Annotated in this window: 11 protein-coding genes; 6 read left to right on the top strand and 5 right to left on the bottom strand. The window is 66.0% G+C overall.

The features are described 5' to 3' along the window. Positions 1-450: 450 nt before the first annotated feature. The 3 genes from VGK20_14005 (at position 451) to VGK20_13995 (ending at position 2,946) form a co-directional block, all read left to right on the top strand. Positions 451-942 (top strand): DUF2255 family protein, encoded by a 492-nt coding sequence (locus VGK20_14005; protein ID HEY2775156.1) that lies wholly within the window; start codon positions 451-453, stop codon positions 940-942. A 71-nt stretch (positions 943-1,013) separates the two neighbouring features. Beyond that, complete coding sequence (locus tag VGK20_14000) at positions 1,014-1,940, top strand: acyltransferase (protein ID HEY2775155.1); 927 nt, start codon at positions 1,014-1,016, stop codon at positions 1,938-1,940. A gap of 490 nt (positions 1,941-2,430) precedes the next feature. Then, positions 2,431-2,946, top strand: coding sequence for a hypothetical protein (locus VGK20_13995; GenBank protein HEY2775154.1), 516 nt, complete (start codon positions 2,431-2,433; stop codon positions 2,944-2,946). A 549-nt stretch (positions 2,947-3,495) separates the two neighbouring features. Here VGK20_13995 and VGK20_13990 read toward each other — a convergent pair. The 4 genes from VGK20_13990 to VGK20_13975 form a co-directional block, all read right to left on the bottom strand. After that, positions 3,496-3,810: a helix-turn-helix transcriptional regulator gene (locus VGK20_13990; protein HEY2775153.1), complete on the bottom strand. Its 315-nt coding sequence runs from the start codon at positions 3,808-3,810 to the stop codon at positions 3,496-3,498. A gap of 106 nt (positions 3,811-3,916) precedes the next feature. Next, positions 3,917-4,093, bottom strand: coding sequence for a toxin-antitoxin system, toxin component, HicA family protein (locus tag VGK20_13985; GenBank protein HEY2775152.1), 177 nt, complete (start codon positions 4,091-4,093; stop codon positions 3,917-3,919). 272 nt (positions 4,094-4,365) lie between these two features. Continuing rightward, a complete protein-coding gene (locus VGK20_13980; GenBank protein ID HEY2775151.1) occupies positions 4,366-5,382 on the bottom strand; it encodes a DUF2804 domain-containing protein in 1,017 nt (338 codons plus the stop codon). Beyond that, positions 5,379-6,584, bottom strand: a complete 1,206-nt coding sequence (locus VGK20_13975) for a pyridoxal phosphate-dependent aminotransferase family protein (protein ID HEY2775150.1) — start codon at positions 6,582-6,584, stop codon at positions 5,379-5,381. The genes VGK20_13980 and VGK20_13975 overlap by 4 nt, the downstream gene beginning before the upstream one ends. Before the next feature lie 385 nt (positions 6,585-6,969). Here VGK20_13975 and VGK20_13970 point away from each other — a divergent pair, with 385 nt between their 5' ends. Further along, complete coding sequence (locus tag VGK20_13970) at positions 6,970-8,046, top strand: zinc-binding dehydrogenase (protein HEY2775149.1); 1,077 nt, start codon at positions 6,970-6,972, stop codon at positions 8,044-8,046. Between the two features lie 75 nt (positions 8,047-8,121). Here the strand turns inward: VGK20_13970 and VGK20_13965 are convergent, their stop codons facing one another. Beyond that, entirely contained in the window at positions 8,122-9,285 is a 1,164-nt protein-coding gene (locus VGK20_13965; protein HEY2775148.1) for an amidohydrolase family protein, read from the bottom strand. 260 nt (positions 9,286-9,545) lie between these two features. On the opposite strand from VGK20_13965, the gene VGK20_13960 reads away from it, so the two are divergent. Continuing rightward, on the top strand, positions 9,546-10,940 hold the full coding sequence (locus VGK20_13960; GenBank protein ID HEY2775147.1) for a wax ester/triacylglycerol synthase family O-acyltransferase: 1,395 nt from the start codon (positions 9,546-9,548) through the stop codon (positions 10,938-10,940). A gap of 137 nt (positions 10,941-11,077) precedes the next feature. Next, positions 11,078-11,596, top strand: coding sequence for a hypothetical protein (locus VGK20_13955; protein HEY2775146.1), 519 nt, complete (start codon positions 11,078-11,080; stop codon positions 11,594-11,596). The last annotated feature ends 47 nt before the right edge of the window (positions 11,597-11,643 follow it).

The raw sequence follows: 11,643 nt of genomic DNA, 5'->3' as shown, positions 1-11,643 counted from the left end.
ACGTTCCATCAGGGAAGTCTCGACGCTACTTCGAACGCCTTCTGAAGAGCGGTCGTCATCGCCGCGAAATGTATCCCCTTCCGTTCTCGTGGGGCAACCCCCAGGCACGACGGGATGCGTGGCATCAAGACCCGAGTGCCCGCGAAGCCACGATGCCGGCTCGGCCGACGAACTGGAAACCAAGGATGAGGGGTAGTTTCCGAAGATCCTCTTGACCGCGATTGTGGCCGTCGAGCCGCGCTGAAGGAAGCCGTACGGCCAGAGTTCCGGTCCTTCGTCCGCGCCCTGTGATCTGTTTCATGCCCGATCCTCTGGCTTCGGCTTCGGCGAAGAGATCGGTAGCGTCCGAAATTCCGGTATTGGAAGGCTGCGTAGGTTTCGGCCGAGCTTTGACACCGTACGGGGTCCCGCACGTTGTCCTCGGACATCCGTACCGAGTAGACGAGTCTCATGGGATTTTTGAAGTGGTTCGGGGCTGTCGTCGGCGCGATCGTCCTGACAGTGCTGCTTCTCGATACCTTCGGTGGCTATCTGTTCGACGGCCCGCTGGGGCCGATCCCTGGCGGCGCGCTGTCAGGCCCAGTGAATTCGACGGAGAACCCGGACTGGTCGAAGATCGGGAAGGAACTCGAGCTGGAGATTCGCCCCTCGCGGCCGTGGTCGCTCCACATCTGGGGCGTCGTCGTGGACGGCGAACTCTACTCGCCGTCGGCTTTCGGCGCATGGCGACGCTGGCCCAAAGTGGTTCTCGAAGACCCGCGCGTTCGCCTGCGAACGAACGGTCAGGTCTATGGGAGGCTTCTCGAGCGCGTGACGGATCCGGCGCTCAAGAAGCGCGTGGGCGAGGCCCTGGCCGAAAAGTATGGCTTCGACGCGAAGAAGGCTGCCGCCGACGATACGACCTGGTACTTCCACTACACAACGCAAGCGTCGCAGCGGTGAATGCGGCGGACGAGCGCGAGTTCATCGACCTGGAGAACTCCTTCCACGGAGACAACTGACGGGAATCCACGATGCTCCATTTCCTTCCCGCCTTCGTGAAAATCGTGCTCGGATTGTTCGTGATCGTGGCCAACACCACGCTCCATTGTGTGCCGCTCTTCACGCTCGCGATGGTGAAATTCCTGGTGCCAGTGCCAGCCGTCCGCACCTTCCTGTCCCGCGCGCTGATCCTGATTGCCGAGAGCTGGATCGGCGTCAACGGTTTCACCTTCCGGTTGTTCACGAAGATCGAGTGGCAGGTAGAGGGGATTCAGAACCTCCGTTACGACGGCCACTACCTCGTCCTCAGCAACCACCAGAGCTGGGTGGACATTCCGGTGTTGCAGAAGATCTTCAACAAACGTCTGCCGTTCCTGAAATTCTTCCTGAAGAAGGAACTCATCTGGGTGCCGATACTTGGCCTGGCGTGGTGGGCCCTCGATTTTCCGTTCATGCAAAGGCACTCGAAGGAACTGCTCGAAAGACGCCCCGAACTGAAGGGCACCGATCTGAACACCACTCGGCGAGCCTGCGAGCGATTCCGCCACGTGGCGGTGTCGGTGATGAATTTCGTCGAGGGCACGCGCTTCACCGAGGCGAAGCGCGCCCAGCAGGAATCGCCGTACGCCCACCTGCTCAAGCCGAAGGCCGGCGGCATCGCATTCGTGCTCAACGCGATGGGTGACATCCTGCGGAAAGTCATCGACGTGACCATCGTATACCCCGGTGGTCGTCCGACCTTCCTCGACATCCTGTCCGGGCGCCTGCGCGTCGTCCGCGTTTTCGTGCGCGAGCTGGCCATCCCGCAAGACCTGCTGGGCGGCGACTACGAAAACGACCCGGCCTACCGCGCACGCGTCCAGGCCTGGATCGCGGCGCTCTGGGTCGAGAAGGACGCGATGATTACGCGCATGCTGGCGAACCAGGCAGTCGCGATGATGCCGACACCGCGGCGATGATTGGTGGAGTGCGCGCGTGAGGCTCCGCGTGCGATGCCCCGTAGTGCGCGAAATCTTATTCGACTGAACAGTCGGGCGAAAGAGGATAGGAGATTCAAGTGGCCAATTCCGAGATCCACCCCGTGCCTCGCCCGCGAATCGACGTCCGATAAGAGTCTTTCTGACAACTTGACCGCGCGCCGGGGCTTCGGCCGCTCGGACCGAGCCCTACTTGCCAGCCCAAAACAAGGTTTGCTGACACCTCCGACGGGATCGCGGCCAGACCCGTCCCCCGCGGCGGTCGAAGCTCAACCGACGCCGACTCGAAACCGTCGAATCTTCGTCGTTCAAGCGGGGACTGCGGAGACTACGCAGCCGACCCGCCCTGCCAGGCCTGCGGCGGCGAACGCCCCTCCTTGCCGATGCACGACAGAAACGCCGCGACCACCGCGGGCGAGCGCACCGCCGCCATCACCCGCGTCTTCGACCCGCATCGTTCACAGCGGAGCGCATGCACCGCGAACACGCAGCGGAGCAGCTCGCTCCACACGATGCGCCGCGCACGACTGCCTTGCGGATCGTCGTGCGAACACGCGGATCGCTCTGCGTTCTCTTCCGTGCCAGCCGCCGGGACCACGAAACGCCGCCACGCGGCGCATGGTGCGAGCAGGCCGTGGTACCTGACCTGGTGCACCCGCGGCGGCGGAACCTGCGCCGCAAGTCGCGCGAGAAATTCGCCAGGCTCGAACACCAGCGCCGATGTTCCGTCTCGCCATCGGTGTCGCAGCCGATCGAGGATGCGACCGTCGCTCAATCGCTCGAGACGCTCCGACGCCAACGGCGGTCGTCCCATGTAACGGCAAATTCTCTCCAGCCCTGGACGGTCGATTGCAGCAATCGCAAGGCCGGCATGAAGCGAGAATCCCGCGAGCGTCGCGCAACGCGACGAAGCCGCATCAACGGCGCCGGCCGCGAGCATGGCGTTGCCGAGGCGCGCGATGAATGTCGATTCGACGAAGGACGGTAGCGGGTGGCCGCGAGCCTCCGCCTCGGCGAGAAAGCCGTCCAGTTCCGCGGCGAACACGCGGTAGACCAATTCCTCGTCGCATCGGCCTGCTTGCCATGCCGGAGGTATCGACGGGCATGCTGCCGATCGGTGCTGCTGCCCTCGCGAACACGCACGAACCTCGATGCGCCGCGGCGCAGCAACTCGAGCACGCCGGCCGACCGCAAGCTCGACGCACCCGGCGGCAGCCATCAATGCATCCGCGCCAGCACGAGCAGCGCCAGAGCGCCGTCCCGATCACGATGGAACCGAGCCATTACCGGCGGTCTGAACCGGGTCGTAAGGCTCCGCCAGCTCATCGAGCAGGGAGTAGCGGCGATTTCGGGCCACCACGGGCGGGGTCGAGAACTCAGATAGGCAGAGCGGCTACATTCATACCGTCCGCGTCACACTTCGGACTGACATCTCCATTGGTAGACTGGGCCACATTCGAAACGTGCAGATGCGCGAAATCCTACATGTTAGCGGGGTCGTTGCCTTCGTCCCGGCCAATCGACGGCCGCCGAAAACTCACGCGGCGGTGCGCTGCCGGACGACGAGCTCGTGGTCGGGCGCGACCGCTCGCAGGAGCTCGTCGAGTTTTTCGATCGTCGGCACCGAGATGCCCTGTTCGTAGCGGGCATAGGCGTTGCGCGACCGGGCTTTCAGTCGTTTGGCGGCCTGGGCCAGCGTCAGGCCGCTCCTGTGACGCTGGCGGCGCAGCAGCAGGCTGATCATCGCCCCGGCATCGCTCGAACCGATCTCCACGTCGCGCTTGCCCACCTCGTGCACCTGCACCGAGAAGCCCTCTCGATCGATCAGTGTCACGAACCAGTCCTCGATCATCGTCAGCGCTTCGCGGCGGCTGCGTCCCTGGGTCATGGCATCGAAGACGGGTACCTCGACAAGCCACCAGCGCCCGTCCCTGCGTATCGTTCCCTGGAATCGCACTTCAGCTCCTTGGCGTCGCGCGGCGAAGGATCGCGTGGGCCAGCGCCTCATGGATCTCCACGTGGCGCGGCACAGCTTCTTCCCGCTGGCCATCCGTCCACACGTCGTGCCTGCTGCCGTGCCGGAGCAGCCTCCAGCCGAGGTTTCGCAGGCGCTTCTCCAGGACGCGACGCTTCACGACTTTGTACACCTATGGGTGTGCAACAGCAATGGATTGCCGGGCGCATGCCGGTGGCGAGCCTTCCCGTTCGCGTGGATGGGCGAAGTCGGGTCGCGTTCGAGTTGCGGCGACATGGTCGCGAGCATGAAGGCGTGAAGCGCCCCCGGCAATGCGAAAGCATCATCGCGACGTTCGGATATTCCATTGCTGGAATGCCTGCGGTCGCGATGCCGGCGCGTCGCCCGGACGCAGGTGGGCGGGCGCCAGGTCCAGTTTGCCCGCTGCGGCGCCTACCAGACTGCGACGTGCTCTTCTGCCCAGCCGAACAGGTAGGGAATCTCGATCGTCCTGCCGTTTTCGTCGCGCACCGTGCCCGACCAGATGCCGAAGACCTGGTGGACGCGCGAGCGCACGACAAGGACGTCGGTTGCGGCCCTTCGCTCGACGATCGGCTCGAAGAGCAGGTCGACGTCGCCGCTGAGAGGCGCGCGCACGCGCCACGGCGCGAGGAAGTTGACGTTGTCGTAGCGCCACTCGAGGTCCTCGTGGATCTTGACGAGGCGCCCGTCGATGGAAATTGCGTTCTCGGTGGCACCGGTGCCGTCAGTCCATGATCCGCCGAGATTGATGCCGACGTTGGCATCGTCGACGTAGCCGGAGGCGGCGCCCCAGTTCCAGCGCGTGCGGCGCGGCCAGACGCCGCGGCCGAAATCCAGGCACGCGAAAGCCTCGACGCCTTCGAAGGGAATTTCCCTGCGCCCGATGCGCACGCGCGCGGCCACGGGCACGGCGACGTGCTTGGACGTGTACTGGAAGTGCTTGTGGTCCATCGGCACGACGACGCCGAGAGTTTCGAAGTCCTCGGGATAGATCACGCGAACGGCCGCCGACAGGCGGTCGGCGCCGTCGAAGCGGTCGCACGTGACCAGCAAGGAGGTCGCGCCCGGCTCGTCGTGCGATTCCGAGAACGTCATTCTGCGGGTCCGGAAAAATGCCGGCGAGTCGACGCTTTCGCCGAGTTTGCAGCCGCGCCCGAACAGGCGCGTGAAGCTTTTTTCGATGACGAGCTTGCGCCGGACGTCGACGAGATAGACGAACGCGTTGGCCGCATAGTCGAGGTGCGCAAGCCCGCAGCAGAAGAAGAACTGTTCGGTCTGGATCGCCCAGTAGTTCCACCGCTTCTTGCGAAGGAAGTGGCGCGACAGGTTGCAGCGATGCAGAGGCCTTCGGCTCCAGCCGACGGCGTCGGGGCTAAGGGATCCGGAAGGCGTGCAGAGAAGGGTCGGTTGCTCGATCTCGTCCTTCACGCCGTCCGCTTGGCCCGGGAACGAAGCACGCCGTGGCGGCGCCCGACTTTCTCCAGCGCGACCAGCGCGCGGTCCAGGTGCTCGCGCTTGTGCGTGGCCATGTACGACGTGCGGATCATCGCGCGACCTTCGGCCACTGCCGGCGACACGACCGGGTTGGCGAAGACGCCTTCGTCGTGAAGGTCGGCCACCATGCGGTAAGCCGTGAAATCGTCGCCGACGACCATCGGGATCACCGGCGAAGCCGCTTCCCCGGTGTCGAACCCGAGATCATCGAGCGCGGCTTTCATGTAGTGGGTGTTTTCCCACAGCCTTTCGCGGCGCTCGGGCTCGCGGATGACGATTTCCAGCGCCTTCATCACCGCGGCCACGCTGGCCGGCGGCATCGAGGCGGCAAAGATCTGCGAGCGCGCGTTGTGACGGATGTAGTCGATGACGTAGCGGTCGCCGGCGACGAAACCGCCGACGCAGGCCAGCGACTTCGAGAACGTTCCCATCACGAGATCGACGTCGTCCTCGACGCCGAAGTGCTCGGCGGTGCCGCGCCCGTGCTTGCCCATCACGCCGATGCCGTGCGCGTCGTCGACCATGAGGCGAGCGTTGTGGCGGCGCTTGACCGCGACGATCTCGGTCATCGGCGCCAGGTCGCCTTCCATCGAGTAGACGCCGTCGATGACGATGAGGCGGCCGCGGTCGGCCGGCGTCAGCAGGATTTTCTCCTCGAGGTTCTTCCAGTCGTTGTGGCGGAACTTGACCTGCTTGCCCATGCCGAGGCGCGCGCCGTCGATGATGCAGGCATGGTCGAGGTCGTCGAGGAAGACGTAATCGTGGCGGCCGAGCAGGCACGAGAGCACGCCGAGGTTGACCTGGAAGCCGGTCGTGAAGATCAGCGCCGCCTCGCAGCGCATGAAATCGGCAAGGCGCCCTTCGAGCTCGCCGTGGATCGTAAGGGAGCCGTTAAGGAGCGGGGAGCCGGCGCAGCCGGTTCCGAATTTCTCGATCGCCGCGATGGCGGCGGCTTTCACTTCGGGGTGGCTGGCCAGGCCGAGGTAGTTGTTCGACCCCAGCATGATCAATTCCTTGCCGTCGATCATGACGACGGGATCCTGCTGGGAGCCGATCTGGCGGAAGTAGTGGTAGACGCCCTCGTCCCGGAGCGACTTCGCCCGGGTGTACTCGCTGCACTTCTGGAATACGTCCACTCTTTTCACCTCCCTGGCCGGCGACCCTGCACCAGACCACCGCCTCTGCCGCCGCATCGGAAACGCTGGTCCGTTTCCTTCCACCCGCCGGTGCGCCCCTTGGGTGGAACGCCCATGGTTCCGCGAACTGCGTCCGCGTGCAACGGCGCAATGCGTCATTCCCCAAGGATTAGCAGAGGAGGTCCGACGCATTAGCGACGCGCTAAGAGCGCTCGACGCTTACTGCGTTGTGCGTGGGTCTCCTTAGCACGGGGAACCCGCCGCCGCATCCCCGACCCGGCAAGCGCCAATGTCATGGGTGTAATGGGGTCAGGCACCAGAGGAATGGGGTCAGGCACCAACGGGCTGGTGCCGGTCCCCATCTCCGCGTATCCAGCGGTTCATCGTGAAGGCCGTCGTTCGCCGCAGCTCGCGCCTGGTTCTGGGCGATGTTCCGGATCCGGTTCCTTCCCCCGGTACTGCGCTCGTGCGGACGCTGGCCTGCGGGATCTGCGGCTCGGACCTTCATGCGCTGTCGCACCTGGACCGCATGGTCGAGAGCGCCAGCCGTTCGGGCTCCCCGTTCCGCGTCGATCCGGCGCGCGACATCGTGATGGGTCACGAGTTCTGCGCCGAGATTCTCGAGTTCGCGGCAGGCTCTTCCAAACCTTATCCCGCAGGCCAGACGGTCTGCGCGATGCCGGTCACTCTCGGCGCCTCCGGACTGTCGACGGTCGGCTACTCGAACGACTTCCCCGGCGGATTCGGCGAGCGGATGCTGCTGCAGGAGATGCTGCTGCTGCCGGTGCCCAACGGCCTGGCGCCGCACCATGCCGCGCTGACCGAGCCGATGGCCGTGGGACTTCACGCCGTGGCCGCGGCGGTGATGACGCCCGACGACGTTCCGCTCGTCATCGGATGCGGCCCGATCGGCCTTGCCGTGATCGCGGCGCTGAAGCTCGCGGGTGCATCGCCGATCATCGCTTCGGATTTTTCGCCGGCGCGCCGCGCGCTGGCTTCGAAGATGGGCGCCGACGTCGTCATCGATCCCGCCGCCGATTCCCCGTGGAAGCGGTGGGAAGACCTCGCCAATCCGCACGGCGTCGATCCCCACGACGCGATGACGATGATCGGGCTCGGCCCCCAGCTTCGGCCCGGCGTCGTCTTCGAGTGCGTCGGCGTGCCCGGCGTCATCGCGCAGATCTTCGAGAAGGCGATGCGCAAGGCGCGCATCGTCGTCGTCGGAGTGTGCATGGAGCGCGACGAGATCGAGCCGGTGCTCGCGATCAACAAGGAGCTTCAGCTTCGCTTCGTGCTCGCCTACACGCCCGAAGAGTTCACCGCCACGCTCGGCCACATCGCCGAAGGACGCATCGACGTCGCGCCGCTGGTCACCGGGCGCATCGCACTGGAGGGAGTGCCGCAGGCATTCGAGGACCTGAAAAACCCCGAGAAGCACGCGAAGATCGTCGTCGAGCCGTGAGCCGAGGACCGCGCGTGCGCGCAAGTGCACGGCGCGCACGCACAAGCGCGCACCCGGAGCGGCCGGCATCGACGGTCACTGCGCCAGCGCGCTTCCCATCAGGCTCTCGAAATTCGTTCGATAGAATCGTTCGACCGGCGCTGCGGCGAGTCCCCGCATCGTGTTCTCGAAGCGGCGTATCGGGTTGCGCCCGCCTTCGACGTGCGGGTAGTCGCTGGAGAACAGGCACACTTCCTCGCCTGCCTGCTCGATGATCCAGCCCACGTCTTCCGACGGATACGGCGTGACGCGAACCTGGCGCCGGACGATTTCGCTCGGGGTGCCGGAGAGCCTGCGCAGTCGCTCTTCCATCTTCGAGAACGCCGCGACGGCCGAATCCATCATGCGCATCCAGCCGGGCACCCAGGACGCGCCCTGCTCGATGACGCCCCACATCAGGTGCGGATGGCGGTCGAGCACGCGGTCGAAGATCAGCGTCGCCAGCGTCTGCGCGGGCGGCGCCGCAATGGCCATGTAGTCGACGGAACGGAAATTTTCGTCGCCGCCGTGGAAGTCGGGAATCGGCGGGAGCCCGTTGTCGAAATACTTCGGCGCCAGCAGCTCGCCGCCTCCGCCGACGTGGAAAAGAATCGGAATGCCGGCTTCGGCGGCCTGGTCCCACACCGGAAAAAGTCCGGTGTGGCTCGGCGAATGAGTGCGCGGACACTGCGACGGCACGAGCAGCGCGCGCGCTCCCATCGCGATCGCACCGGCTGCGGCGCGAGCCGACATCTCGAAATCGGCGAGCGGAACGTAGCAGGTTGCGAGCAGGCGCGGATCGGCCGAACAGAAATCGACCATCGCACGGTTGTGGCCGGCGGCCACTTCGTACGCGAGCCGAGGATCGTCCCTCTGCTCGAGCGCCGCGAGGTACTTGTTGAGGAAGGTGTTGAAGACGAGCTGGCTCGCGAAGCCGAGAAGATCGAGCGCGCGCGGTCGATCTTCCTTCAGGAAAGAGCCGGTCGCGCTCCAGTTCTTGCGCAGCATGATCTGCTCTTCGTCAAGATCGCGGTAGGCCGCATCTGCGTGATTGCGCCTGGCGACCTCGATCAGCTTGTGCTCGCCGGGTCGCACGGCCGAAAGACCGAGCTTCGGCATCCGCTCGCGCACTTCGCGCGAAAGAAAAGGATCGAGCCAGTCGGGAGTTTCGACGATGTGGGAGTCGGCGTCGTGAATCGTGCGGCCTTCAGCGTACGGCATCGCGGGTTCTCCTTCGGCGACGGACTTGGCGGCGACTGACTTGGGAACAGGCCAGGGGACTGGCACCGGGCGCAGGGACGTCGCTGCATGTTTCCCCGACGCCGCAGCGCCTGGTGCCTGTCCCCATCCACACTTCCAATACAACGCTCGGTCCCCGGATGGGAACACCTCCCGCCGAGAGCCGCCCCGTTTCTCTAAGCCCCGCCCCGGGCGTAGCGTTGCGCCGCCGCCGGAGGGGAGTCGCGCGGCAGGAGCCTGCGATGCAGCGACTGTCCGGCGTGGACGCCGCTTTCCTGTACATGGAAACGCCGGCCCAGCACATGCATGGGGTCGGCGTGACCGTCGTCGATCCATCGACGATTCCGGGCGGCTACGATTTCGATGCGATGCGCGCCGAGTTCGTGCGGCGCCTGGTCGCGCTTCCAGGCTTTCGTCGCCGTCTCGTCCAATTCCCGTTCGGCCTCGACCATCCTGCGTGGATCGACGCACGCGTCGAGCTCGCCAGCCACATCATCCGCGCCACGCTGCCCGAGCCGGGCAGCCAGCAGCAGTTCGAAGAATTCGTCGGCCACTACGCAAGCGAGCCCCTGCGACGCGACCGACCGCTCTGGCAGTTCTGTCTTCTCGAAGGACTCGAAGGCGGGCGCATGGCGATCCTCGCCAAGGTGCACCACTGCATCGTCGACGGCGTCTCCGGTGCGCAGATGCTGCGGGAGATCTACGATCTGGAACCGGTGGCGCCGCCGCGGGAGCTTCATCCGGAAGGGTACGGCGAGGACGAAGCGACGCCGTCGCTGTTCCAGCTCGCCGCCGCGTCGATCGCTGCTCGCGTGGGTGATCCGGCGCGCGCGGCCGCCGTCGTGCGCGAGACCCTGGTGTCGGCGGCCGAAGCGATCGTCTCGTTGTCGGCGGATGCAAACATCACGCTGCCGATGGCTGCGCCCGCGACACCGTTCAGCCATGCGCTGACGCCGCGCCGCGCCGTGTCGTTCGCACGCGCGTCGCTGGCCGACGTCAAATTGCTGCGCACGGCCTTCGGCGCGACGGTCAACGACGTCGTGCTCGCCGCCTGCACGATTGCGCTGCGCCGCCGCCTCGACGAGGCCGGCGTACTTCCCGACCGGCCCCTGGTGGCCTCGGTGCCCGTGTCCGCGCGCCGCGCGGGAGAAGAAGCATCGAGCTTCAATCGCGTGTCGGCGATGTTCATCGGGCTTCCGGTGCACATCGAGGATTCGCTCGGCGTCGTGCGCGAGATCGCCGCGAGCACGGCAGCCGCCAAGAAAATCATGGCGTCGATGGGCGCCAACCTGCTGGGCGAATGGGTGGAGCTGCTGCCGCCGCTGCTGTTCGCGCAGGCGATGCAGCTTTACTCGGCGCTGAAGATGGCAGAGCGCCATGCGCCGGTGCACAACCTGGTGATCTCGAACGTTCCCGGGCCGCCGTTTCCTTTTTTCGCCGGCGGCGCGCGAGTGCTCGCGGTCTATCCGCTCGGGCCCATTCTCGAAGGTGCCGCCCTCAACGTCACGGTGTTCAGCTACCAGGATGCCATCGACATCGGTGTCGTCACGTGTCCGTCGCTGGCGCAGGAGGTCGGCTCGATCTCGACGGCGTTCGTCGAGGCGATCGACGAGCTGAAGAGGTGCGCCGGCGCGTAGATTCGCATTCGGGTCGGCGGTCGTTTCCTGGATATGTGGTGCCTTCGCATCCTGAACGTCGCCGTTGGTGCAGCAGCCGGTGACGCGGATTTGCTCCCGCGCTTGAGAGGCTGACGCGCGGGCCTCATAGTCGCACCATGCTCTTGCTGCGCATCTGCGCGCTGGCCAGCCTGGCTGCGCTTGCCGCGGCGTCGTGCTCGACGCACCCCCGCTCGCTGCCGGCGGCGGCGGCGCGGCCGGCCGGCGGCTTCTCGATCGCCGCGGCATCCGGCATCGAAGTGCGCGGGCCCACGCTCGTGCTGTTCCTGCCGGGGTTTACGCTGACCCAGGCGAACGCCGACGAGAAGATCGCCGCGCTGGTGGACCAGATGAACGCCGCCGCTTCCGAGCTGGTCGAATGTCTCGGAGCGCGTGGCGTTGTGCTGAGGTCGGTGCAGTCGGACTCGATCACTCTCGTCGTCGACGGCAAGCCGGTCGACGAGAAGCTGCAGACGAACGAGAGCGGGGACTACGGCTGCGTGCTGGCGATGCCTGGAAAAGCACCCATCATCGCCAGGCCGGAAGGCGGCGCGGCCGCAGTCTCGGCGGTGTGCGCAGGTGCGGCTTCCCTCTACTTCGGCATTCCGCACTGCGAGGCGGCATCGCCCGAGAGCTGACGCGCGCCCGAGAGCTACGCGCGCCCGAGAGCCGACGCGGGCCCGAG

Source organism: Candidatus Binatia bacterium (genome assembly GCA_036493895.1).
GTDB lineage: Bacteria > Desulfobacterota > Binatia > UBA1149 > CAITLU01 > DATNBU01.
The sequence above is the reverse complement of the archived record's forward strand: the minus strand, read 5'-3'. Positions and strand labels throughout refer to the sequence as shown.

Coding starts and splice junctions, on each gene's coding strand:
- VGK20_13965 (HEY2775148.1), bottom strand. CDS start 9,285: ATGCCGTACGCTGAAGGCCGCACGATTCACGACGCCGACTCCCACATC.
- VGK20_13955 (HEY2775146.1), top strand. CDS start 11,078: ATGCTCTTGCTGCGCATCTGCGCGCTGGCCAGCCTGGCTGCGCTTGCC.
- VGK20_14005 (HEY2775156.1), top strand. CDS start 451: ATGGGATTTTTGAAGTGGTTCGGGGCTGTCGTCGGCGCGATCGTCCTG.
- VGK20_13995 (HEY2775154.1), top strand. CDS start 2,431: ATGCACCGCGAACACGCAGCGGAGCAGCTCGCTCCACACGATGCGCCG.
- VGK20_13990 (HEY2775153.1), bottom strand. CDS start 3,810: ATGATCGAGGACTGGTTCGTGACACTGATCGATCGAGAGGGCTTCTCG.
- VGK20_13960 (HEY2775147.1), top strand. CDS start 9,546: ATGCAGCGACTGTCCGGCGTGGACGCCGCTTTCCTGTACATGGAAACG.
- VGK20_14000 (HEY2775155.1), top strand. CDS start 1,014: ATGCTCCATTTCCTTCCCGCCTTCGTGAAAATCGTGCTCGGATTGTTC.